The 24,341-nt window shown below is 67.7% G+C and carries 20 protein-coding genes; 9 read left to right on the forward strand and 11 right to left on the reverse strand.

What is annotated here, in order from left to right; all coding sequences use genetic code 11:
- Window position 1: 1 nt before the first annotated feature.
- The 4 genes from MFF62_RS13035 to MFF62_RS13050 form a co-directional block, all read right to left on the reverse strand.
- Entirely contained in the window at window positions 2-4,534 is a 4,533-nt protein-coding gene (locus MFF62_RS13035; RefSeq protein ID WP_238263529.1) for a condensation domain-containing protein, read from the reverse strand.
- Window positions 4,535-4,588: 54 nt separating this feature from the next.
- A complete protein-coding gene (locus MFF62_RS13040) occupies window positions 4,589-5,347 on the reverse strand; it encodes a thioesterase II family protein (RefSeq protein WP_238263530.1) in 759 nt (252 codons plus the stop codon).
- Between the two features lie 2 nt (window positions 5,348-5,349).
- Entirely contained in the window at window positions 5,350-5,571 is a 222-nt protein-coding gene (locus MFF62_RS13045) for an MbtH family protein (protein ID WP_238263531.1), read from the reverse strand.
- 178 nt (window positions 5,572-5,749) lie between these two features.
- On the reverse strand, window positions 5,750-6,823 hold the full coding sequence (locus MFF62_RS13050) for an NAD(P)-dependent alcohol dehydrogenase (protein WP_238263532.1): 1,074 nt from the start codon (window positions 6,821-6,823) through the stop codon (window positions 5,750-5,752).
- A 491-nt stretch (window positions 6,824-7,314) separates the two neighbouring features.
- Here MFF62_RS13050 and MFF62_RS13055 point away from each other — a divergent pair, with 491 nt between their 5' ends.
- From MFF62_RS13055 to MFF62_RS13070, 4 genes are all read left to right on the forward strand, one after another.
- Window positions 7,315-7,809 (forward strand): lecithin retinol acyltransferase family protein, encoded by a 495-nt coding sequence (locus tag MFF62_RS13055; RefSeq protein ID WP_238263533.1) that lies wholly within the window; start codon window positions 7,315-7,317, stop codon window positions 7,807-7,809.
- 94 nt (window positions 7,810-7,903) lie between these two features.
- Window positions 7,904-8,314 carry a cupin domain-containing protein gene (locus MFF62_RS13060; protein WP_238263534.1) on the forward strand — a complete coding sequence of 137 codons (411 nt, stop codon included), beginning with the start codon at window positions 7,904-7,906 and terminating at the stop codon, window positions 8,312-8,314.
- 56 nt (window positions 8,315-8,370) lie between these two features.
- A complete protein-coding gene (locus tag MFF62_RS13065; RefSeq protein ID WP_238263535.1) occupies window positions 8,371-9,354 on the forward strand; it encodes a Bug family tripartite tricarboxylate transporter substrate binding protein in 984 nt (327 codons plus the stop codon).
- Window positions 9,355-9,364: 10 nt separating this feature from the next.
- Window positions 9,365-10,537 carry an acyl-CoA dehydrogenase family protein gene (locus MFF62_RS13070; RefSeq protein WP_238263536.1) on the forward strand — a complete coding sequence of 391 codons (1,173 nt, stop codon included), beginning with the start codon at window positions 9,365-9,367 and terminating at the stop codon, window positions 10,535-10,537.
- Window positions 10,538-11,033: 496 nt separating this feature from the next.
- Here MFF62_RS13070 and MFF62_RS13075 read toward each other — a convergent pair whose 3' ends face one another.
- A complete protein-coding gene (locus MFF62_RS13075; protein WP_238263537.1) occupies window positions 11,034-11,216 on the reverse strand; it encodes a glycine zipper 2TM domain-containing protein in 183 nt (60 codons plus the stop codon).
- A gap of 333 nt (window positions 11,217-11,549) precedes the next feature.
- Here MFF62_RS13075 and MFF62_RS13080 point away from each other — a divergent pair, with 333 nt between their 5' ends.
- The gene (locus MFF62_RS13080) at window positions 11,550-13,616 is read left to right on the forward strand and encodes a putative bifunctional diguanylate cyclase/phosphodiesterase (protein ID WP_238263538.1); all 2,067 of its coding nucleotides are present in this window, start codon (window positions 11,550-11,552) and stop codon (window positions 13,614-13,616) included.
- A 64-nt stretch (window positions 13,617-13,680) separates the two neighbouring features.
- Here the strand turns inward: MFF62_RS13080 and MFF62_RS13085 are convergent, their stop codons facing one another.
- Entirely contained in the window at window positions 13,681-13,941 is a 261-nt protein-coding gene (locus MFF62_RS13085; protein ID WP_238263539.1) for a copper resistance protein CopQ, read from the reverse strand.
- Between the two features lie 384 nt (window positions 13,942-14,325).
- On the opposite strand from MFF62_RS13085, the gene MFF62_RS13090 reads away from it, so the two are divergent.
- Window positions 14,326-14,631: an H-NS family nucleoid-associated regulatory protein gene (locus tag MFF62_RS13090; RefSeq protein ID WP_238263540.1), complete on the forward strand. Its 306-nt coding sequence runs from the start codon at window positions 14,326-14,328 to the stop codon at window positions 14,629-14,631.
- Here MFF62_RS13090 and MFF62_RS13095 read toward each other — a convergent pair.
- The 4 genes from MFF62_RS13095 to MFF62_RS13110 all read right to left on the reverse strand — a co-directional run bounded on the left by MFF62_RS13095 (window position 14,616) and on the right by MFF62_RS13110 (window position 18,349).
- Complete coding sequence (locus MFF62_RS13095) at window positions 14,616-15,923, reverse strand: multicopper oxidase family protein (RefSeq protein WP_238263541.1); 1,308 nt, start codon at window positions 15,921-15,923, stop codon at window positions 14,616-14,618. The genes MFF62_RS13090 and MFF62_RS13095 overlap by 16 nt on opposite strands.
- Before the next feature lie 2 nt (window positions 15,924-15,925).
- Window positions 15,926-17,317, reverse strand: a complete 1,392-nt coding sequence (locus MFF62_RS13100) for a TolC family protein (protein WP_238263542.1) — start codon at window positions 17,315-17,317, stop codon at window positions 15,926-15,928.
- A 13-nt stretch (window positions 17,318-17,330) separates the two neighbouring features.
- Window positions 17,331-17,711 (reverse strand): hypothetical protein, encoded by a 381-nt coding sequence (locus MFF62_RS13105; RefSeq protein ID WP_238263543.1) that lies wholly within the window; start codon window positions 17,709-17,711, stop codon window positions 17,331-17,333.
- 152 nt (window positions 17,712-17,863) lie between these two features.
- Entirely contained in the window at window positions 17,864-18,349 is a 486-nt protein-coding gene (locus MFF62_RS13110; RefSeq protein ID WP_238263544.1) for a hypothetical protein, read from the reverse strand.
- A 227-nt stretch (window positions 18,350-18,576) separates the two neighbouring features.
- Here MFF62_RS13110 and MFF62_RS13115 point away from each other — a divergent pair, with 227 nt between their 5' ends.
- Genes MFF62_RS13115 through MFF62_RS13125 form a run of 3 tightly spaced genes read left to right on the forward strand, consistent with a single transcriptional unit; the run spans window position 18,577 to window position 21,175 of the window.
- The gene (locus MFF62_RS13115; protein ID WP_092598032.1) at window positions 18,577-19,254 is read left to right on the forward strand and encodes a heavy metal response regulator transcription factor; all 678 of its coding nucleotides are present in this window, start codon (window positions 18,577-18,579) and stop codon (window positions 19,252-19,254) included.
- A 10-nt stretch (window positions 19,255-19,264) separates the two neighbouring features.
- Window positions 19,265-20,719, forward strand: coding sequence for a heavy metal sensor histidine kinase (locus MFF62_RS13120; protein ID WP_238263545.1), 1,455 nt, complete (start codon window positions 19,265-19,267; stop codon window positions 20,717-20,719).
- A gap of 45 nt (window positions 20,720-20,764) precedes the next feature.
- The gene (locus MFF62_RS13125; RefSeq protein ID WP_238263546.1) at window positions 20,765-21,175 is read left to right on the forward strand and encodes a VOC family protein; all 411 of its coding nucleotides are present in this window, start codon (window positions 20,765-20,767) and stop codon (window positions 21,173-21,175) included.
- Here the strand turns inward: MFF62_RS13125 and MFF62_RS13130 are convergent.
- On the reverse strand, window positions 21,172-24,336 hold the full coding sequence (locus MFF62_RS13130; RefSeq protein ID WP_238263547.1) for an efflux RND transporter permease subunit: 3,165 nt from the start codon (window positions 24,334-24,336) through the stop codon (window positions 21,172-21,174). The genes MFF62_RS13125 and MFF62_RS13130 overlap by 4 nt on opposite strands.
- Window positions 24,337-24,341 lie beyond the last annotated feature (5 nt).

A 24,341-nucleotide genomic window follows, 5' to 3' on the forward strand; every position in this document is an offset into this window, starting at 1 on the left:
ATCAGCCCTCCACCGTTGCGGCCAGCACGTTGCCGGCGTTCTGCGGCGTGGCCGGGCCGGCGTCGAGTGCGGGCAGGTCGCTGCGCTCGAACATGTCGCCCATGGCCACCACGATCTTGCGCGGGCCCTGGTAGGGGTCGCGGGCGTGGGCTGCCAGCATGTTGTCGAGCATCACCACGTCGCCCTGGCGCCAGTCGAACCGGACCGCGCAGGCTTCATACAGGTCGCCGATCAGCGCCATGGTGGCATCGTCGATGGGGCTGCCGTCGCCAAACGTCACCTGGCGCGGCATGCGCTCCGGGCCGACGATTTCCAGCAGGTCGCGCCGGACTTCGGCGTCCAGGCAGGCCGTGTGGTGCAACTGCACCTGGTTGAAGAAGCTGCGCTCGCCGGTGACGGGGTGGGCGATCACGGCCGGGCACAGTTCGCGGGTCTGCAGCGTGTCGGCGTCAAACCACGTGAAATCGGTGCCCGATGCGCGCAGGCGCGCTTCCACGTCATCACGGGAATCAGTCTTGAAGAAATCGCGCCAGCTCACGTCGAGCTTGTCGTTGAACGTGCGCACGTAGCGCAGGCCCTTGCTTTCGAATTGCGCGGCCAGTTCGCGCGGCAGGCAGCGGTACATCTCGCGGCAGTCGACGATGGGCGTGGCGCCGCCCACCGGCGACGGCAGCTCGCAGAAGAACCACTGCTTGCGCGGCCAGCGCGACAGGTGCGCGCTTTCGTTGTGGAACAGGATCATTTCGCGCTCGGGGTACGGCGTGGAGCGGTAGGTGTTGCGGCCGCCTTCCTTCTTCGGCAGGTCGCCGTAGGCGCCGTAAAGACCCGGTTCGATAGATTCCGCGAACGCTTCGAATTCCTGCGGCGTGCGCAGCCCGAAGCCGCGCAGCAGGATGCCGCCGTGGCGGCACAGCGTGGCCTCGATGTCGTGGCGATGCGCGAGCGCCCAGGCCACGGGGTCCAGGTCCGGCGAGGCGGGCTCGATCACGATGGGGAAGGTGCGGTCCGGCGCCAGGAACGATGTGCGTACCAGCGATGCCGGCGCCGCCGGTTGTGCAGCTTGAGCGGGCTGCCGGGCGAGCTTGCCCAGTTTTGCGAGCTTGTCGAGTTTGCTGGGGCTGGAAACTTGGCTGGAAGTCATGGCGGGCTTGTCGGTGGCGGGTTCGCAAAGGCCGGCCGGCACATCGAGGCCGGACAGCAGGCAGGCGGGATCGGCCACGGCCTGCGCCAGCACGGCGCCATAGGCGTCGGCCATGCGCTGCACCGTGGCGCGCGGGAACAGCGCGGTGGCGTACACCCATTCGGCGCGCAGGCCGTCGGGCTGGGGGTCAAGGAACACGGCGAGATCGAACTTGGCCGCGTGGACGGGCGTGGGCAGGCGCTGGGCCTGCAGGCCGTGGAACGGGCGGGCATCGGCGGGGGTGTTCTGCAGCACGAACAGCATCTGCACCAGCGGGTGCCACGCGCGTTCGCGCGGCACGCCGGCGGCCTCGACGATGCGCTCGAACGGCAGTGCCTGGTGGTCGAAGGCGGCCAGCGTCTGCGCGCGTACCTGATCGAGCAGGTCGACGAACGACATCGCGGCACGGGGCTGCGTGCGCAACGGCAGTACGTTGACGAAGAAGCCGATCAGGTCTTCGAGCTCGCGGCGCGTGCGGCCGGCCACGTCGATCCCGACCAGCTGGTCCTCGGCGCCGCCCAGGCGGTGCAGCAGCGCGTGGAACGCGGCCAGCAGCACCATGTAGCGCGTGGCACCGTGGCGGCGCGCCACGGCGTCTGCCTGCGCCAGCAACGCGGCGGGCAGATCGCTGTAGCAGGCATCGCCGGCGGCCGAGGCCACGGGCGGGCGGCGGTTCGGCGTGGGCAGCGTAGGCAGGCGCGGCGCCCCTTCGAGGGCGGCGCGCCAGTAGGCGGTATCGGCCACGCTCTGCGGGCCGTGGTCTTCGGCCTGCTGGTGCTGCGCGTAGTCGGCGTACTGCACCGTCAGCGCGGGCAGGTCGATGGACTGGCCGGCGCGGGCGGCGTTGTAGCCGGCGGCCAGCGTGTCGAGCAGGATGCCGATGGACCAGCCGTCGCCGACGATATGGTGCAGCGTGACCAGCAGCGCGTGATCATCCTCGGCCATCCGCACCAGCCGGGCGCGCAGCAGCGGCGCACGGGCCAGGTCGAATGGCTCGCGTGCCTGCACATCGGCCAGTTCGCGCAGCGCGGCGTCACGTGAGGTGGCGTTCAGCGTGGACAGGTCGCTGTGCGGCACGTCGATGGTGATGCTGTCGGCGATGCTGGCATACGGCGCGCCGTGGGCATCGGCCGGATAGCCGGTGCGCAGGATCTCGTGGCGAGCCACCAGCACGGCCAGACTGGCGTGCAGCGCCGCGATGTCGAGCGTGCCGTGCAGGCGCAGGCCGCCGGCCATGTTGTAGGTCCAGCGGTCGGCTGGCGCGGCGATGCGGTCGGCCAGCCAGAGCCGGTGCTGGGCTGGCGCCAGCGGCATCCGGGCGGTGCGTGGGGCCGTGGCGATGGTCTGGGGCATCGACGTCGTAGTGCCAGCCGGCAGTTGTTCAAGCGCGGCGGCGCAGGCGGTCAGCGTCGGATGGTCGAACGGCAGCCGCATCGGCACGGCGGCGCCGAATTGCTCGCGCAGCCGCGCCACGAGTCGCGCGGCGGTCAGCGAGTTGCCGCCGCTGGCGAAGAAGTGTGCGTGCCGGTCGACGGGCGCCGTGCCGAGTAGTTCCTGCCACAGCGCAGCAAGCGCGATTTCGGTATCGCCCTGCGGCGGCTCGGCGGCCTGTGCGGCCACGCCGCCAGCCGTGGTGCCGCCCACCGTGAACGTGCCATGCGCCCAGATCGCGCAGGCGTCTAGGCTGTGGTCGAGCCAGCCCTGGCGGCACGCGCTGCGCTGCAGCTTGCCGCTGGTTGTCTTGGGCAGGCCGCCCGGGTTCAGCAGCAGCGCCACGGCCAGCGGTGCGCCGCAGGCATTGCCAACCGCTTCGGCCAGCGCCTGCACCAGCGCCACGTGGCCCACGCGCTTCTGGTCCGGGCGCGAGATCTCGGCGGCGACGCCGATCGCTTCGCCGTCAGGCGTCTGCACCGGGAACGCAGCCACGCGGCCACGGCGGGCGGCGGGGACGTGATGTTCGACGGCGCGCTCGATGTCCTGCGGATAGAGATTCTGGCCGCGCACGATGATCAGGTCCTTGCGGCGGCCGGCGATATAGAGCTGGCCGTCGCGCAGCAGGCCAAGGTCGCCGGTGCGCAGCCAGCCATCGCCGTTGCCGCCGTTGAAGGTGGCGGCCGTGGCGTCGGCATTGCGCCAGTAGCCATGCGTGACGCTGGCGCCGGCCACCTCGATTTCACCGACCTGGCCGTCGGGCAGGGTGCGGCCGTCGGCCGTGGCGATGCGGACGGTGTGCGCACTGCGCGGGAATCCGCAGGCGACCAGTTCCAGGCCGTCTTGCGCCGCCTCGCCGTGACCCTGCGCGAGCGCGCTGGCATCGAACGTCGTGCACAGCATGCCGCTGCCACGCTTGCCGCCGGTGACGAACAGCGTGGCCTCGGCCAGGCCGTAGCACGGATACAGCGCCTGCTCGCTGAAGCCTGCCGGCGCAAAGCGATCGCGGAACGCGCGCAGCGTATCGGCGCGTACGGGCTCGGCGCCCGAATAGGCAACCTTCCAGCAGGACAGGTCGAGCCCTTCCAGATGGCTGTCGCGTACGCGTTCCACGCAGAGCCGGTACGCAAAGTCGGGGCCGCCCGAGACCGTGGCGCGATGGCGGCTGATGGCCTGCAGCCAGCGGGCCGGACGCTCCAGGAAGAACTGCGGCGACATCATCACCACGGGCACGCCGGTGTACACCGGCTGCAGCAGGCCGCCGATCAGGCCCATGTCGTGGTAGAGCGGCAGCCACGTGGCAATCACGTCGTCAGGGCCGATGCCCATGCCGTCCGCGATGGCCACCTCGTTCGCCATCACGTTGCCATGGCTGACCATCACGCCCTTGGGCGCGGCGGTGGAGCCCGACGTGTATTGCAGGAAGGCCAGCGTGTCGGGCGTGGCGGCATACGGCCGCCAGCCGTCGGGGGCCGGTGCGTGGGGGCCATCGGCCAGCACGATGCGGGCATCGGGGGCGATGGCGCCCAGCGCCTCGGCGTGCAGCGTTGCCTGCGCGGCCGTGGTGATGATCAGTGCGGGCTCGGCGTCGGCGGCGATGGCGCGCAGGCGTGCCACTTGCGCGGAGCGCACGGCGCCGGGCTCGAAGGCCGGCACGGCGGTCAGTCCCGCGTACAGGCAGGCAAAGAACGCGGTGACATAGTCGATGCCGCTGTCCATCAGCAGCAGCGCGCGCTCTGCCGGCGCGGCGGCGCGGGCGAGTTCGGCCGCCAGGTTGCGCACGCGGGCGTGCAGGGCGGCGTAGTCGTAGCGGGTTTCGCCAGTGGCGTCGATGGTGATCAGCGCCGTGTCGCCGGCACGCTGCGCGGCCAGACGGCCGAGGTGAGCCACCAGCGTGGCCGGGACGTTCGGATCGGACTGCATTGGAATCGGCTTTCCAGGAAGACGGTTGGCGGTGGAGGCGATGTGGCGCGCGGGTCAGGCCGGCGCGGGCACGGGGGCGGTGGACGGCGAGGGCAGGCGAGGCAGGGTCAGGCAGGCGACCAGGCTGCGCACCACATCGGCCTGGCTGTCGTGCACGAAGAAATGCCCGCCGGCGAACCATTCGAGCGTATAGCCGGCGAGCGTTTCGGCGGCCCAGGCGTGCAGGTCGGGCGGGGCGATCGGATCGTCATGGCCGGCAAACACGTGCAGCGGCATGGGCAGCGGCGCCACGTTGGTGCGACGGAAGCTTTCGCAGACGCGATAGTCGGCGTCGAGCACATCCAGCGTCAGGCGCAGCAGTTCCGCATCGGCGAACACGACCTCGGGCGTACCGCCGTGCCGGCGCAGGTCGGCCACCAGCGCCGCGTCGCCGCGCAGTGCGGCCAGCCGTTGCGGATCGCGCCGGCTGGGCGCCGCGCTGCCCGATACGATCAGCCGCTGCGGCAACGGCAGGCCGCGCTCGCGCAGCATGTGGCAGACGCGCCAGCCGAGCAGGCCGCCCATGCTGTGGCCAAAGATCGCGTACGGCGTGGCGGCGTGCGCTTGCTGGCCGAGCCGGTGGGCCAGCATGTCGGTCATCTCGGCGGCCAGCGGCTCGAACTCGCGCAGGAGGGGTTCGTCGAGCCGCGCGCCGCGACCCGGGGGCTCCAGCGCGATCAGCTCGATGGCGGCCGGCAGCAGCCGGCGCCAGCGCAGGTACGCCGTGGCACTGGACCCGGCATGGGGCAGGCAGAACAGTTGCAGCGCCGGCATGGTCAGGCATCCGCCCGCGTTGGCTCCTCCATGAAGCGGCGCAGGCTCAGCGGGCGCATGTCGGTCCAGACGCGTTCGATATGGTCCAGGCAAGCCTGCTTGTTGCCGCTGAAGCCGTCGAGCCGCCAGCCGCCGGGCACGGGCTTGTAGTCGGGCCAGATCGAGTACTGCTCTTCGTGGTTGACGAGAACCAGGAACGTGGCGTCGTCGCGGTCGAAACTCATGAAAGGCTCCCTTTCGGTACGGGTGGTGTCTGTGGCGCCACGAAAACTTGGTGGTGCATCACCCTGTTCGACGAAAGGGGCCGGGGATTATTTAGTGGAGGGGGCGGCGAGGCCGGCGGCGAGCGCCGCCGGAGGGGTGGGTAAGTGCCTGATTCTTATGGCGGGTTGCCGCGTGGCGTCACGGCGTGATGGCCACCTTCAGCACGCCGTCGCGCTGGTTGGCAAAGAGGTCGTAGGCGGCTTCGATGTCGGCCAGCTTGTATTGATGGGTGACCAGCGGTGCCAGGTCCACACGATGCGTTTCGATCACGTTCATCAGCCGGCGCATGCGTTCTTTTCCGCCCGGGCACAGCGACGTGACGATGCGATGGTCGCCCAGTCCGGCCGCGAATGGCCCCAGCGGAATGCGCAGGTCGGTGGAGTACACGCCCAGGCTCGACAGCGTGCCGCCCGGCTTCAGCACCCGCAGCGCGGCCTCGAACGTGGCCTGGGTGCCCAGCGCTTCGATCGATGCGTCGACGCCGCGCCCGTCGGTAAGGCGCAGGATTTCGTCGACGACATCGACCTTGCGGAAGTTCACGGTGGCATCGGCGCCCATATGGCGGGCGATGGCCAGCCGCTCGTCGATGCCGTCGACGACGATGATCCGTGCGGCGCCGCGCAGCCGCGCCCCGGCCGTGGCGCACAGCCCGATGGGGCCCTGCGCGAACACGGCGACGATATCGCCGATCTTGATATTGGCCTGCTCGGCGCCGGCAAAGCCCGTGGACATGATGTCCGGGCACATCAGCACCTGCTCGTCGGTCAGGCCATCGGGAATCGGCGCCAGGTTGGCCTGGGCATCGGGTACCAGCACGTACTCGGCCTGCGTGCCGTCGATGGTGTTGCCAAAGCGCCAGCCGCCCATGGGCTTGTAGCCATGGCCGTGCGCCTGGCCGTCCTGCGACGCGCAGCCGTCCTGGCAGGCATAGGAATGGAAGCTCGGGCAGATGGCGCCCGCGATCACACGCTGGCCCTCGCGATAGCCGGTGACGTTGCTGCCCAGCTTCTCGATCACGCCAACGGGCTCGTGGCCGATGGTCAGGCCCGGCTGCACCGGGTATTCGCCTTTGAGGATGTGAACGTCGGTGCCGCAGATCGTGGTGGTGGTGATCCGGATCAGGGCGTCGCCGGGCCCCACGTCGGGGATGGGCTTCTCCTGAAGAACGATCTTTCCTGGACCTTGGAAGACTGCGGCGCGCATGGTGGGCATGGTTCGGCTCCTGGTGACTTCGGAAGGGGGAGAGGCCGCGTGGCGGCTACGCCAACCAGTCTATTGCCACGGATCGCGGGCGATGTTGATCAGAGTCCAGCCGTGCAGAAGCTGCGCCGGTTTTGTGCCGGGCCGGCGTGACGGAACGGAGACTTCGGGCGGTGCGGGCTGCTCGGTGGCCTGCCTGGCGCTATACCCCCGTATAACCCGCCGAATCCAACGTAGAACCTGCGCGAGCCATCCGTAGAATGGTTTCGCGGTGCCACCGTTCCTACTATTTCATCAAGGCCGCTGCACAACGTGCCGTTAGTTCCGGCACAAGGCAATGGCCAGCGCCGCCGCCCAACCTGGCGTGGCGGCGCAACGAATCCCGACGCTGTTCCTATCGTCGCCAGGGCAGAAATGCCCTGCGGAGAGAGGCTTTTCGCCTGCTTTCCGAGGGGATGCCGGTCGGGGGGCTTGGTGGAAGACATCGTGACAGGCGGTTCACCATGGACACACTACATCTCGGTCTGCTTGCGGTTGGTCCGGCACTGGACGACCTGGCGCGCACCCTTGGCGTGGGTGCCCATCTGGTCAGCGCGCGCGACGGCTACGCGCACCATGGCATCTATGTGGGCGATGGCCAGGTCATTCACTACGGCGGCTTCGACCGCGCCGCGACGCGGCGTCCCGTGGAGTACGTGTCGCTGCACCGCTTTGCGGCGGGCGTGGGCGTCAGCGTCCATCCCGAGCCGGATGCTACCTACGGCGCCCACGACGTGGTGGCACGCGCCAAGTCGCGGCTGGGCGAAGACCGCTATCGGCTGCTGACCAACAACTGCGAGCATTTCTGCACCTGGTGCGTGTCCGGCGTGGCGCGCAGCGAACAGGTGGGCCGCTGCCTGCGCAATCCGTGGCATGGCTTCAAGACTGCGCTGGCATTGGCGCGCAGCTTCGTGCCAGACTGGACCGTGGCACCGGCATCGGTAGCAACCCCTAGTTGACTCCATTTTTCATGGGCATAAAATCTGTTTCACAAACATGAAAACAGGGCGCCGGCCAGCCGGCACGGTGCCCGATGTTGGAGACAGCCCACCCATGACAGCATCCTCGGCCGCCAAGCAGGCGGCGCCCACCTATTTCGTCCGTACCGAAGACGTGGCCGGTTATCACCCGGCCAATCACGTCGGCACGCTCAATCGCCGCATCATCGGCCGCGAGAACGTGGGCGCGACGCAGCTCGAAGTGATCCACGGCACCATCGAGCGCGGCAAGGGCGCGCTGCCGCATGCGCACCCGGGCATCGAGCAGGTCTGCTACGTGCTGGAAGGCCGGGCGCGCGCCGAGGTCAACGGCCAGGCGCGCGACCTGGGCCCGGGCGACTGCTGCTTCTTTCCGGCCGATGCCATGCATGTGTTCACGGTGATCAGCGACGAACCCGTGAAGCTGCTGGTGATCTACGCCCCGCCGTACGAGGAATCGCCGGACCGCGTGATCCGTCCGGCCTGAGCACGCCATTCCCATAAAGGGCGCTGCAGCCGCCCAACCATCTGGAGGAGACCACCATGCCGAACTTCCGCGTGCGGCGCACGCTTGCCGCCGCTATCCTGGCGTTGCCCGCCGTGGCCCTGCCGCTGGCGGTGCACGCCGCCGACAGCTATCCGAGCCGGCCGATCCGGCTGGTCGTGCCGTTCGCGGCAGGCAGCGGCACCGATGCGGTGGCGCGCATCACGGCCAAGGAACTGGGCGACGCGCTGGGGCAGAACGTGGTGGTCGACAACCGGCCCGGCGCCAATGGCGCGATTGCCGCCGAACTGGTGGCGCAGGCCGCGCCCGACGGCTACACGCTGTTCATGACGACGAACACCACGCATTCGGCCAATCCGTCGTTGATGAAGAAGCTGCCGTATGACCCGATCAAGGACTTCACGCCGGTGGCGCGCATGGGCAACCTGCCGTTCATGCTGGTGATCAACCCGAAGCTGCCGGTCAAGACCGTGGGTGAGCTGATTGCCTACGCCAAGGCGCATCCGGGCATGTCGTACGCCAGCGGCAACAGCACCGGCATCGTGTCGGGCGCCACGCTGGGCCGCATGGCCAATATCGACCTGCTGCACGTGCCGTACAAGAGCACGCCGCCGGCCATGACTGACGTGATCGCCGGGCAGGTGCCGATGATGTTCGTCGACGTGGCGGCCGGCATCGCCAACGTCAAGGCGGGCAAGATGCGCGCGCTGGCCGTGACCACGGCGCAGCGCAGCCGCCTGCTGCCCGACCTGCCGCCGATTGCCGATACGCCGGAGCTGAAGGGGTTCGACATCACGTCGTGGAACGGGGTATTCGCGCCGGCCAAGACGCCGCAGCCGATTGTGGAGCGGCTGAACCGCGAGCTGTCGAAGATCGCGTCGAGCAAGGACGTGGCGCCGAAGTTCGAGGCGCTGGGCTTCGAGGCGTTCGGCCAGACACCGCAGCAGTTTGCGGGGTTTGTCGGCAGCGAGCTGGTGAAGTGGAACAAGCTCGTCAAGGACGCGGGCATCCAGCCGGAATAAGGAGCACCGGATGAATTTTGAACGCACCCCAGAGCAGAACGCGATTGTCGACGCCGTTACGCAGCTCTGCAGCGACTTCGGCCCCGAATACTGGGCCGAACTGGACCGCGAGCACCGGTTTCCGGAGGCATTCCACCAGGCCATGGCGGGGGCTGGCTGGCTGGGCATCGCGATGCCGGAGAAGTTTGGCGGGGCGGGGCTGGGCATCACCGAGGCGGCGCTGATCATGCAGACGGTGTCGGCGTCCGGCGCGGGATTCTCGGGGGCGTCGTCCATCCACATGAACGTGTTCGGCCTGAACCCGGTGGTGGTGTTTGGCACCGACGCCCAGCAGGCCGCCGCGCTGCCGCCGCTGATCGAGGGTCGCGACAAGGCGTGCTTTGCCGTGACCGAGCCCGACGCCGGGCTGGACACCACGCACCTGAAGACGCAGGCGGTGCGCACCGCCGATGGCAGCGCCTATCGCGTGGATGGCCGCAAGATCTGGATTTCGACGGCGCAGGTGGCCACGCGCATGCTGCTGCTGGCGCGCACCACGCCGCTCGACGCCGTGAGCAAGCCCACGCAGGGGCTGAGCCTGTTCTACACCCGGCTCGACCGCGACCACATCGAAGTGCGCGAGATCGACAAGATGGGGCGCGGCGCGGTGGACTCGAACATGCTGTTCATCGACGGGCTGATGGTGCCTGCCGAGGATCGCATTGGCGAGGAGGGCAGGGGGTTCGAGTACATCCTTCACGGGCTGAACCCGGAGCGCATCCTGATTGCGGCGGAAGCGGTGGGCCTGGGCCGCGCCGCGCTGGACGCCGCCACGCGCTACGCACGCGAGCGCACCGTGTTCGGCCGGCCGATTGGCCAGAACCAGGGCATCCAGCACCCGCTGGCGCAGGCGTGGATGGCGCTGGAGGCGGCCGACATGATGGTGTGGAAGGCGGCCTGGCTCTACGACAACGGCAAGCCCTGCGGCGCCGAGGCCAACGCGGCCAAGTACCTGGCGGCCGAAGCCGCGCACCAGGCTTGCCAGACGGCGGTACTGACGCTAGGCGGGATGGGGTATGCGCGGGAATATCACGTGGAGCGGTATCTGCGGGAGTCTTATATTCCGCGTATTGCGCCGGTCAGCGCGCAACTGATCATGTGCCATATTGCGGAGAGGGTGCTGGGGTTGCCGAAGTCGTATTGACGCTTCCCGCATGCTGATTGGGTGCTCCCCTCTCAATTTGAGCTCCCCTCTCCCGCAACGCGGGAGAGGGGTCGGGGGTGAGGGCGCAGCGGTTCAAATTGCGATTTGTCGGCAAGCAGAGCCTCAGGCCCTCACCCCCAGCCCCTCTCCCGCAAGCGGGAGAGGGGAGTAGTAGGGCGCGGGAGAGGGGAGCAACCCACGCTCAACCGAGCAACACCCAGAGCCCCCAAACGCAAAAAGCCCCGGACCAAAAATCCGGGGCTTTCCACTTTGCAGGTTTCCCGCTGCCGCGCCATGACGATCCTAAGATCTGTCGCCGTTGAATGCCGCGATGCCTTTCAGCGATGAAAACGTCCGGTCATCGTTGAAGGACACAGCAGCCGACGCTCATGGCGCGGCGCGCGGCGGCATGGTCTTCCCATCAAAGAAACCATGCCGCGCAAACCTGGACGACCCTGCCCGCCGTCCCGGCCGCGGAAATCGATAATTCCGTCAATTACTTCCCAAGCTCGTGGCCGATCACGCCGCCCACCACCGCACCGCCAATCGTGCCGGCGGTGCTGCCGCCCGTGGCCTCATGGCCCACCACGCCGCCTGCCACCGCACCGGTTGCAGTACAGCCCGACAGGGCCCAGCAACATGCGCCGATGGCGATCACGCCTGTGAGTCGTTTCCACATGGTGTTCTCCTGCAGTAGCGTCGCCCCCGATACTCCTTGCGTTGCGTGGCGACGTCTGTCGTTCATCACGCCTCAAGCATAGGTGCGAGGGCGTGGCTGGCATCTCCGGCGGGCGCTGATTGCGATGTCAGCGTTTGTCGGACGGCTGCAACATGACACGGCCGGGGTGTCAACCGAGCAGGTGCGGCAGCAAATGAATCGATGCACAATCCCGCTTCAGTCTGGGCTGCAACGGCCGATAACCTTAGCGGAAGCGCGGAAATTTCACGCCTGACTTGCCCGTCCCCCTCAGAATGGCGGGCCTGCGAAGCCACTGCCCCGTCACCTGCCGCCATGATGTCCCCCAGTTACGACCCATCCCTTGTCCTGATTTCCGTGCTTGTTGCCGTGCTTGCCTCGTATACGGCGCTGGACATGGCTGGTCGCATTTCCACGGCGGCGCGGGGGCGCTACGCGAGGATGTGGCTGGCCGGCGGGGCTGCGGCCATGGGTGTGGGCATCTGGTCGATGCATTTCATCGGCATGCTGGCCTTCCGCCTGCCGATTCCGCTGGGCTACGACCCCGTCATCACGGCCGTGTCGTTGCTGATCGCGATGCTGGCGTCGGCGTTCGCGCTGCATCAGGCCAGCCAGGAATACCTGCCGCGCCAGCGACTGGCGCTGGGCGCGCTGGCGCTTGGGGCCGCGATATCGAGCATGCACTACACCGGCATGGCGGCGCTGCGCATGCAACCCGGCATCGACTACGATCCGTGGCTGTTCCTGCTGTCGATTGCAATTGCCGTGGCGGCGTCGGGGGCTGCGCTATGGATCGCGTTCCGCCTGCGTCGCAGCATGCCGCGCGTTCACCAGCTGCGGTTTGGCGCGGCCGTGGTGATGGGCGGGGCCATCGCCTCGATGCACTACACGGGCATGGCGGCGGCACGCTTTCCGCTGGGCAGCGTCTGCGGCGCGGTGCGCTCTGGCGTGGACAGCGGCGCGCTGGCGTTGCCCATCATCGTGATCACGGTGTGCGTGCTGGCCGTGGCGCTGATTACGTCGATCCTCGACATGCGGCTGGAGATGCGGACCGCCGTGCTGGCCGATGCGTTGGGCGCGGCCAACAAGGAACTGGAGTTCCTGGCGCTGCACGACAAGCTCACGCACCTGCCCAACCGCGTGCTGCTGGAAGACCGCTTCGAACAGGCGATCCAGTCGGCCATGCGCCATACCAGCACGTTTGGCGCGCTGTTCGTCGATCTCGATGGCTTCAAGGGCGTCAACGATACCTATGGCCACCAGGTGGGCGACGGCCTGCTGGTGGAGATTGCCAACAGGCTGCGCACGTCGATACGGTCCGAAGACACGATCTCGCGCGTGGGTGGCGACGAATTCGTCCTGCTGGTGCGCGTGGAGGAGCCCGCCGATGCCGGCGTGGTGGCCGAGAAGCTGATCGAGGCGCTGCGCCAGCCGGTGATCGTCGAGGGACACACGCTGCACGTGTCGGGCAGTATCGGGATCGCCCTGTTTCCGGCCGACGGCACCGACCAGGACACGCTGATGACCAATGCCGATGCCGCGATGTATCACGCCAAGGCATCGGGCCGCAACGCGTACTGCTTCTTCGAAAGCTCGATGAATCATCAGGCGCGCGTGCAGCAGACGCTGATCCAGGACCTGCGCGGCGTGGTGCGCAAGGGCCAGCTCGAATTGCACTACCAGCCGAAATTTTCGGCTGCCGACAATCGCATGGTGGGGGCCGAGGCGCTGGTGCGCTGGAACCATCCGACGCAAGGGCTGCTGATGCCGGACCAGTTCATCGGCCTGGCCGAGAAGACCGGCGCCATCGTACCCATCGGCAAGTGGGTGCTGGACGAAGCCTGTCGCCAACTGGCAGCATGGCACGCCATGGGGCACGACGACTGGTCGATGGCGGTGAACCTGTCGGCGCTGCAGTTCTGCCATGCGACGATGGTGCAGACGGTGTCCGAGACGTTGGCGCTGCACGGTATTCCGGCCCCGTGCTTGACGCTGGAAATCACGGAAAGCACCGCGATGCGCGACGTGGAAGAAACGCTGGTGATCATGACCGAGCTCGACCGCATGGGTGTGCGCATTGCCATCGACGACTTTGGTACCGGCTATTCGAGCCTGCTGCACCTGAAGCGTATTCCGGCCAGCGAACTCAAGATCGATCGCGGTTTTGTGCGTGACCTGGCGGAAGATTCGGAGGATGCGGCCATTGTCTCGGCCATCGTGGCGCTGGGCCGTACATTGAAACTGCAGGTGGTGGCGGAAGGTGTGGAAACCGCTGCGCAGCAAGCGTTTCTGGCAGGGCTGGGATGCGATGCGCTGCAGGGTTACCTGCTTGGCAGGCCGGTGCCGGCGGCGCAATTCATGAGCCAGGCGGCGGCGCAGTAAGCGCCGCCGCTGGCGGGTTGGGCCGTATCAGCCCAGGTCAGGCCACGCGTGGCCATGCCTGAAATCAGGCGCCGTCGGTGAACGAGCTGCGCGCGTCGCGCACGTCATGCGCGCCATCGAAAAACGGGTTGCGTGCATCGCGCACGTCACGGGCACCGTCGGTGAACACGTCACGCGTGCCGAGGCGCTCCACCAGTCCGTCGCGGTTGGTGACGCGCGAGCCATCGGTGAACGGATCGACACTGCGCGGCGCGGCGTTGGCCATGGTGGCCGCGCCTGCGAGCGTGGTGGCCAGGGCGGTGTAGAGCAGGGCTTTCTTGAGCATGTGGAACTCCTTAAGTTCGAGATGCGGGAATCGAGGATCGAAGCAGCTTCGTAGTTCGTACCAGTCGTCATGCGACCTTGGCATGCAGTCTAGAAACGGCGCAGCCACGCCAACATGACCCACGCATGACATGTATGTCATACGCTCGGAACGTGATGCGCATGGCGTACGCGAGCCATCACGCTTGCCGCTTATCTGCGGCATTTGCACCGATTGCGAACACACTGTTCGGCGAACATTCCGCGTCCATTTGGGCGGTTGCGGCGATGCCGACCCCAACACCCTGTAGAATCCAGGTCTGGCCCGCCGGATTTCCTGCGCAGGCCGTTCCCCCAAACGATTTCCCCAGCCCGCCTGAACAGCGGCGGGCGCGCACGATAAGTCATGTCCCAGTCTGAAGCAGCCAAACAAGCCGCAGTGGCGTGGATCCGCGAGCAGATGGATCATCACGGCCTGACGTTCGACCACCTTGTCGAAGCGGGCTGCTTTGCCGATGTCGATACCGAGGACGGCGCCGAAGCCGAAGCCGCAGCACCCGAGGCAAGCCCGGCCGCACCCGCCAGCACCGCCCCGCGCGTCCTGTATCGCAACGCGATGGGACAGACCTGGGACGGCACTGGCGAATATCCGGACTGGCTGCAGCGCGCCGTCAACGCCGGACAATCGATTGATTTCTATCGCGTGGACTGAGGCGCCTCAGGCTCCGTGTACTCAAACGCGACCGTCCCCTTGGGATGCCGATACCAGCCCGGGTCGCGGTAATCGTTCGGGGCCAGGCCCGCGCGCACCTTCAGCGTTGTAAACATCCCGCCCATCTCGATGGGGCCGAACGGCCCCTGGCCGCTCATCATCGGTAGCGTGTTCTCCGGCAGCGGCATTTTCATGCTGCCCATGTCGGCCATGCCGGCTTCTCCCATTGCCATGTAGTCGGGCACCAGCGCGTTCATGCGGCTGGCCAGGTCCTTCTGCTTGACCCCGATCATCGTTGGCATGTTGTGGCCCATCGCGTTCATCGTGTGATGCGATTTGTGGCAGTGAAACGCCCAGTCCCCGGGGTTGTCGGCCACGAACTCGATGGCACGCATCTGGCCCACGGCCACATCGGTGGTGACCTCGGGCCAGCGTGCCGATGGGGGCACCCAGCCGCCGTCGGTGCCGGTGACCTCGAAGCGGTGGCCGTGCAGGTGGATCGGGTGGTTGGTCATCGTGAGGTTGCCCATGCGGATGCGCACGCGGTCGCCCAGCCTTACCGGCAGTACGTCGATGCCTGGGAACACGCGGCTGTTCCAGGTCCACATGTTGAAGTCGGTCATCTCGGCCACGCGCGGCGTGTAGGATCCGGGGTCGATGTCGTACGCGGCAATCAGGAACACGAAGTCGCGGTCCACGCGCATGGCGGCCGGATTGCGCGGGTGCACGACGATAAAGCCCATCATGCCCATCGCCATCTGCACCATCTCGTCGGAATGCGGGTGATACATGAACGTGCCCGCATGGCGCATCTCGAATTCGTAGACGAAGGTCTTGCCGGGCGGGATATGCGGTTGCGACAGACCGCCCACGCCATCCATGCCGGCCGGCAGGATCATGCCGTGCCAGTGGACCGTGGTGTGCTCGGGCAGCTTGTTGGTGACGAAGATCCGCACGCGGTCGCCTTCCACGCATTCGATCGTGGGGCCGGGGCTCTGGCCGTTGTAGCCCCACAGGTGGGCTGTCATGCCGGGAGCCATCTCGCGTTCCACGGGTTCGGCCACGAGGTGGAATTCCTTCCAGCCGTTGCGCATGCGCCAGGGTAGCGTCCAGCCGTTGAGCGTGACCACGGGCTGGTAGGGCCGGCCGTTGCCGGGCGGCAGCGGTGCCTGCGTGGCGGCGCTGGACTGCAGCGGAGCTTCTGGCAACACGGCCGCGCCAGCGCGCGACACTATGGCGGTGCCCAGCATGGCGGCCGCCGATTGCCCCAGGAAATTGCGTCGGGAAACCATTGTCATTGTCCTTGTTTGGCGGGGGCCGTGGGGGCGTCGGCGGGCAGGCGTCCGCCCAGCGCGCTGCGCAGGTCCGATTCGGCCAGCCAGAAATCGCGCTGTGCATCGAGATAGCCGTTGACCGCGTTGACCTGCTCGCGTGCGTCGGTCAGCAGTTCGAACACGCTGACCAGCATGCCGTTGTAGCGCAGCAGGTTCTCGTCGCCGATGCGCTTGCGCAGTGGCACCACCTCGTCGCGGTAGTGCAGCGCGATGTCGTAGCGCGCCTGGTAGCCGGCATAGGTTTCGCGCACCACCGAGCGCGCGTTGATGGCCTGCTCGGCCAGCCGTGCAGCGGCCTGCATGTACACCGCCTCGGCGCGCGCCACGCGGGCGCCGCCCCAATCGAACAGCGGCACCTCGATGTCGATGCCATAGCCGGTTTCGCGGGCCCGGTTGGTCTCGGAGTTATGCAGGTAGCTGACGTCGAGCACGCTGATGAAGCGCGTGGCACGTGTCAGGCCGAGCGAACGCGACAGGCTGTCGAGTTGCTGGCGACCGGCCTGCAGGTCGAGCCGGTTCGAGATCGCCACGCTTTCCAGGTCCTGTATGGCCGGCCGCGCGCGGGGCAGGTCGGGCAGCCGTTCTGGCAGCGTGTAGCCGATGTCGTTACCCCACAAGCCCATCTCGCGCGTCAGTTGCTCGCGCGCGGACAGGGCCCGTTCGCGTGCGCGGGCCAGTTGCGCGGCGGCGTCGGCGTAGAACGCCTGTTCGCGTGCGTGATCGAGGGCGCTGACATTGCCCGCGCGTGCCAGGTCGCGTGCGAACAGGGCGCCGGTTTCGGCGGCACGCCGCACCTGCTCGGCATAGCGGGCTGCTTGCTCGGCGGCCACTGCGCGCACCCACGCGCGCCGCGCCGATTCGGCCCGACGCAGCGTGGCGTCCGCCACGGCCAGGCGCGTCTGCGCGAATCGGCCTTGCTCGATGCGCGCGGCAAACGGCAGCGCCAGCAGGTTCATGAAACCGATGGTGACCGCGCGGTCGATCTTCAGATCGTCGCCCGAGCTCTTGCGGCTGAAGGAAAAGCCCGGGTTCGGCAGGCGCGTGGCCTGCACGTAGTCGGCCTCGGCAATGCCCAGGTCGGCGAATTGCGCCTGCAGGCCGGCGTTGTTGAGCAGCGCCACCTGGACCGCGCGCTCGGCGTCGAGCGGCTGAGCCAGCAGTTCGCGGGTGCGGTCGCGCACGGCCTGGCGGTCGGCATCGCTGCGCACCCACAGGGCGTCCTGGCCCAGTCGTTCGCGGGCGGTATCGGCAACCGGGCCAAAGCCGCCGTCGGGCGCAAAGCCCGCGCATCCGGCCAGCAGCAGCGCGGCGGCCAGCGGCAGGCCGGCGCGCTTGAGGAGAGCAAGCATCATGAATGGTCTCTCGTCAGTGGGCGTGATGGCCGGCGTGGCCTTCATGGCCTTCGTGGCCGGTCGCCGGTGCCGGCGCGGGGGCGGGCGCTGGTTCGGGCGCGGATGCCGGTGCCGATGCGGCGCCGTGCATCATCATGTGGTGCCCGGCATGCGGGTCAGCGGCCGGCTGGGCGCCCGGTGCCACGTCGGCATTCGACTGGCGCCAGGACGAGACCTTCGGGCTCTGGTAGGGGACGTAACCCGCCATCGCGGCGGTATCGGGCAGGGCCGGTACCGGTGCGGCGGGGTTGGTAGGGTCAGACAAATCGGCGGCAGGCGCGGATGCCTGGGCCACGGCAAGGGCCGGGGCCAGCATCAGCAGCCACGCCATGGCGACAGTGCGCACGGCTGGCATGACAACCTCTTGAAATCGGGTCGCCCGCACGGCGCTTCAGCCTGTGCGGCGATGGGATATGTGGGGCGAGCGGTGCGGCCGTTGGTGCGCGAAATGCGTCAGCGGGGCCTGCTCAGTGCGTGGGCGAGGGTGCGATGGACGCACCTCGGGCGTCAGCAGTGACGGGCAGGCGGCCGGTCGGCGGGCAGGGAGGCTTGGCTGGCAAAGCTGACCGGGCTGGCCAGCGGCAGGCTGTGGCGATGGTGTTGCAGTGCCACGAGGGGAATTTCAGGCAGCAGCATGGCGCCAGCCGCGCAGGCGCCACAGGCGCTGCAATGGCCGGCAGCGTGGTGTGCATGCTGCGAGCGGTCGGTCGAGGAATCGTGGGTGGCGCCGTTAGGCTGGGCATCGTGCCAGACCGGCACGTCGGCGCTGTCGCTGGCGGTGGCCTCCTGACAGTGCGCGTGGTCCATGTTGCCTGCGTGGTCCATCGTGGCTTCCGCTTCTGCCACGGCCTTGATGGCCGCGTGGCGCTCCGGCATCGACAGGCCCGCCGCTTCCGAAACGCTGCACACCATCATGGCTGCCGCGACGGCACCCTGAACGGGCAGCGCGAACATGGCAAAGCACAACAGGAAGCTGGCAAACAGGCGTTTCATCAAGAAATCAACTTGGCAGGGCGCTGGAGGCCATGCCCGGGGGCGACGGAGCTGCCACAATCGGGGCAGCCGGCATTGTACTGTGTTTGACGGAGAAAAATCGTCGATACACCATGACATTCCTGCAATGTTCCACAAAATGCGTCTAACCTCGGATAGTGTCGAGGTTCTGCAATAAACCATAAGGCGGAACTGGCGTGTGCGGCCGGGTCCAGAAGTGAATCACCATGCGTATCCTGATTGTCGAAGACGAACCCAAGGCGGGCGATTACCTGCTCAAGGGGCTGACGGAGTCCGGCTTCGTGGCCGATCTGGCCCGCGACGGCGTGGACGGCCTGTCCCATGCCCGCGAGCAGCACTACGACCTGATCGTGCTGGACGTGATGCTGCCCGGCATCGACGGCTGGCAGGTGCTGCGCGAACTGCGCCGCGACAAGGACACCCCCGTGCTGTGCCTGACCGCGCGCGACGAACTGTCCGATCGCCTGAAGGGCCTGGAACTGGGCGCCGACGACTACATGGTCAAGCCGTTCGCGTTCGCCGAACTGGTGGCGCGCATCCGCACCATCCTGCGGCGCGGGCCGCTGCGCGAGAGCGAGTTCATGGAGGTGGCGGACCTGCAGATCGACACCATCCGCCGCCGCGTGACGCGCGCGGGCCAGAAGATCGACCTGACGTCGAAGGAATTCGCGCTGCTGCAACTGCTGGCGCGGCGCCGGGGCGAGGTGCTGTCGCGCTCGCTGATCGCGTCGCAGGTGTGGGACATGAACTTCGACAGCAACACCAACGTGGTGGATGTGTCGATTCGCCGCCTGCGCGCCAAGGTGGACGATCCGTTCCCGAAGAAGCTGATCCATACGCGCCGTGGCATGGGCTACGTGCTCGATGAGTCCGAAGAAGCATGAGCGCCGCGGCATGAGGCGGCTCGTGCGCATGCGGCGCGCGGTGGAGGCATGGATGCCGGCGTCGCTGACCACGCGGCTGGCGCTGGCCTACGGCCTGACTACAGCCGCGATCCTGGTGGGCGTGGCCACGTACCTGTCCAGCGCGCTGGGCAGCCAGTTGCAGTCGCACGATGAAAGCGAACTGGTGGGCGAGATCCTGCTGGTGCGCCACCTGTTGCGCGAGGTGGCCGACGAGACCGAGATCCGCACGGATACGCACCGTTTTGCCGATATCGCGATGGGGCACGAAGGGCTGATCCTGGTCGTGCGTTCCGCGTCGGGAGACCCGCTGATCTCGCTCAATCCCCACAACGAACCGCTGCCGCCACTGCGCGTGCTGCCGCTGGCCACTACCCCGGAAAAAGCGCTGCTGCAGACCTGGCATCCGCGCAACGGGGTGCCGTCTCGCGGCATGGCAGCGCTGGGGCAGATTGGCGATACCGGCAAGACCGTGGAGATCATCGTGCTCAGCGATGCGGGCTACCGCGTGGCGCTGATGCGCGAGTACCGGGGCGAGTTGCTGGGCGCCGTGCTGTGCGGCGCCATCGTGGCGGCTGCGCTGGGCTACCTGCTGGCCAGGCGCGGACTGCGCAGCCTGCGCCGGATGGCCAACGATGCCGCCGCAGTGACCACCAGCCGGCTGGCCACGCGGCTCGACGTGGGTGGCGCCCCCGAGGAACTGCGCGAACTGGCGGGCGCGCTCAATGGCATGCTGGCGCGGCTGCAGGACAGTTTCACGCGGCTGTCCCAGTTTTCGGCCGACCTTGCGCACGATTTCCGTACGCCGATCAGCAACCTTGTTGGCCAGACGCAGGTGACGCTGGCCCAGCGCCGCACGCCGGCCGAGTACGAGACGGTGCTGGAATCGAACCTGGAGGAATACGAGCGCCTGTCGCGCATGATCGAGAACATGCTGTTCCTGGCGCGCGCGGACAACGCGCAGGTGGCGCTGGGTGCGCGGCCGCTCGACGCGCGCGCGGAACTCGACAAGGTGGCCGAGTATTTCGAGGCGGTTGCGGCGGACCGCAACCTGACGGTAACCGTGTCGGGCAACGCGTCGGTGGTGGCGGACCAGACCTTGCTGCGGCGCGCCATCATCAACCTGCTGGACAACGCCTTGCGCCACGCGCCGGTCGGTAGCGGCGTGCACATGGCCGTGAGCCGCAACGGCGCGGACATGACCGCCATCAGCGTCACCAATGGTGGCCCGGCCATCGAGGCCGAAGCACTTCCGCATCTGTTCGGACGCTTCTACCGGGCCGACCCGTCGCGGCGCAATTCGTCCGGCTCCACCGGCCTGGGGCTGGCCATCGTCGACACGATCATGCGGCTGCATGGCGGCAGCGTGACGGTGACAAGCCTCGACGAGCAAACCTGTTTCGAACTCGAGTTTCCTGACAAATCTGTCAGTAGGGCAGGCGCATAATGCCGCCACGCGGACCTTGGGTCCGCGCCTGAACAGGAGACCGACATGCAGGTGCAACCGTATCTAGACTTTGGCGGACGATTCGACGAGGCCATGGCTTTCTATGGCCAGGTGCTGGGCGCGAAGGTGACATTCCTGATGCGCTACAAGGACACCCCGCCCGGCAACGGCGAAGCGCCGTCGCCGACATGGGCCGAGAAGGTCATGCACGCCAATATCCAGATCGGCGACAGCCAGATCATGGCGTCGGACGGCCGCGAGGGGCAGACCCCGGCGTTCTCGGGCTTCATGCTGTCCGTGGGCTATGTGCCCAACGCCGAAGGCAAGCGCATCTTCGAGGCGCTGTCCGAAGGCGGCCAGGTCATCATGCCGTACCAGAAGACCTTCTGGGCTGAAGGCTTCGGCATGGTGGTCGACAAGTTCAAGATGACCTGGATGGTGAACTGCGAGCACTAGGCGTCAACCAGGGCGGCGGCTTCAGGGGCGCGCCGCCCGTGCGCCCACCGATACAGCACCGGCAGCACCAGCAGCGTCAGCGCCGTGGATGACAGGATGCCGCCGATCACCACCGTTGCCAGCGGCCGCTGCACCTCGGCGCCCGTGCCCGTGGCAATCGCCATCGGCACGAAGCCCAGCGAAGCCACCAGCGCCGTCATCAGCACCGGGCGCAAGCGCGTCAGCGCGCCGTCGAAAACCGCTTCGTCCAGCGTGCGTCCTTCCTCGCGCAGACCACGGATAAAGGACAGCATCACCAGCCCGTTCAGCACCGCCACCCCGGACAGCGCGATAAAGCCCACCGCAGCCGAGATCGACAGCGGGATGCCGCGCAGCCATAACGCCAGCACGCCACCGGTCAGCGCGAACGGGATGCCGGTGAACACCAGCAGGCCGTCACGCACATTGCCGAACATCACGAACAGCAGCACGAACACCAGCGCAAGCGCCACCGGCACAACGATGCGCAGCCGTGCCGTGGCGGACTGCAACTGCTCGAACGTGCCGCCCCAGGCGATCCAGTAACCGGCGGGAATCCTGACCTTGCTCTCGATGGCCGCAGCGGCCTCGGGTACGAAGCCGCCAACGTCGCGCCCGCGCACGTTGGCGCTGATCACGATGCGGCGCTTGCCGTCCTCGCGCGAGACCTGGTTGGGACCCGGTGCCACGGCAAGCGTCGCCACTTCGCCCAGCGGGATATAACTGGTGCCGGCGCTTGTGCCGGAACTGCCGCCGCGCGGCAGCGGAATCGGCAGGCGCCGCAGCGCGTCCACATCCGAACGGACGCCCTCCGGCAGCCGCACGCCGATGCTGAAGCGCCGGTCGCCCTGGTAGAACACACCGGCATCGCGGCCGCCGATGGCGATGGCCACGGTGTCCTGCACGTCGACCATGTTCAGGCCGTAGCGCGCGGCGCGGGCGCGGTCGACGTCGACAGTCAGAACGGGCAGGCCGGTGGTCTGCTCCACCTTGACGTCGGTGGCGCCCGGCACCGCCTGCAGCACTTGCGCGATCTTCTGCGCGGTGGTGTCGAGCACGGCGTTGTCATCGCCGAACAGCTTTACCGCCACATCGCTGCGCACGCCGGAAATCAGCTCGTTGAAGCGTAGCTGGATCGGCTGCGAGAACTCGTAGCGGTTGCCCGGGATGGCTTCCAGCTCGGCTTCCATCGCGGCGCGCAGCGATTCGCGCGAGCGGCCCGGATCGGGCCACTGGTCGCGCGGCTTCAGCATGATGTAGGCATCTGATGCGTTGGGCGGCATCGGGTCGGACGCAATCTCGGCCGTGCCGGTGCGCGAAAAGACCCGCTCGATCTCCGGAAACTTCTCCTTGAGCCGGGCCTCGACCTGCTGCTGCATCGCCACCGACTGCGTCAGGCTGGTGCCCGGAATCCGCAGCGCCTGCACCGAGAAATCCCCCTCGTTCAGGTTGGGAATGAACTCGCTGCCGAGCCGCGTGGTCATCAGGCCGCCCAGCAGCACGGCCACCACGGCGGCGGTCAGCACCACCGGCGTATTGGCCAGCGCGCGGCGCAGCGCGGGCTCGTACCAGCGGCGCGCCCAGCGCATGACGCGGTTTTCCTTTTCGTCGACGCGGTCGCCGATAAACAGCGCCACGGCGGCCGGCACGAAAGTCACCGACAGGATCAGCGCGCCCAGCAGCGCCACCACCACCGTCATCGCCATCGGATGGAACATCTTTCCTTCCACGCCGGTCAGCGCAAAGATCGGCACGTAGACGATCATGATGATCAGCTGCCCGTACACCAGCGGGCGGCGGGCCTCGCGCGCGGCGGCAAACACTTCCTCGAATCGTTCCTCGCGCGTGAGCGGCCGGCCCAGCCGTTCGCGCGCATGCGCCAGCCGGCGCACGCAGTTCTCGACGATCACCACCGCGCCGTCCACGATGATGCCGAAGTCCAGTGCGCCCAGGCTCATCAGGTTGGCGCTGATGCGGTACGTGACCATGCCCGTGAACGTGAACAGCATCGACAGCGGAATGATCATCGCCGTGATCAGCGCCGCGCGCAGGTTGCCCAGGAACAGGAACAGCACCGCGATCACCAGCACCGCGCCTTCGAGCAGGTTCTTCTTGACCGTGGCGATGGCCTTGTCGACCAGGTTCGTGCGGTCGTAGACGGTAACGGCCTTGACCCCTTCGGGCAGCGACTTGTTGATGGTGGCCATGCGGGCATCCACCGCCCGCGATACGGCGCGGCTGTTCTCGCCAATCAGCATGAACACGGTGCCCAGCACCACCTCGCGGCCGTTGTCGGTGGCCGCGCCGGTGCGTAGTTCACGACCCAGGCCCACTTCGGCCAGGTCGCGTACGCGGATCGGCTGGCCCTGCGCCGTGCCGACGATGACCTCGCCGATGTCGTCGATCGACTTGACCTGGCCCGGCGCACGCACCAGGTACTGCTCGCCGCGCCGCTCGATGTAGCCGGCGCCCACGTTGCTGTTGTTACGCTCCAGCGCCTGCACCACGTCCTGCAGCGACAGGCCATACGACGCCATCTTTTCCGAATTCGGGGCCACCAGGTACTCGCGGGCGAAGCCGCCAATCGAGTTGATCTCGGTGACGCCGGCCACGGTGCGTAGTTGCGGCTTGATGATCCAGTCCTGGATCTCGCGCAGGTCGGTTGGCGTGTAAGGCGTGCCATCGGGCTTGCGCGCCTCGGGCTCGGCTTCCACAGTCCACAGGTAGATCTCGCCCAGGCCGGTGGAGATCGGCCCCATCTGCGGCGCGATGCCCGATGGCAGATGTGCGCGTGCTTCCTGCATGCGCTGGTTGACCAATTGCCGCGCAAAGTAGATGTCGGTGCCGTCCTTGAAGATGACCGTGATCTGCGACAGGCCATAGCGCGACAGCGAGCGGGTCTGTTCCAGCCCCGGCAGCCCGGACATGGCGGCTTCCAGCGGATACGTCACGCGCTGCTCGGCTTCTAACGGCGAGTAGCCAGGCGCCTCGGTGTTGATTTGTACCTGGACGTTGGTGATGTCTGGTACGGCGTCGATGGGCAGGCGGCTGTAGTTGTAGATGCCAAGCCCGGCCATGCCGAGCACGGCCAGCATGACCAGCCAGCGCTGCGCGATGGAAAATCTGAGAATTCGTTCGAACATGGTGG

The sequence above is a fragment of the Cupriavidus pauculus genome (assembly GCF_022179805.1).
GTDB lineage: Bacteria > Pseudomonadota > Gammaproteobacteria > Burkholderiales > Burkholderiaceae > Cupriavidus > Cupriavidus pauculus_E.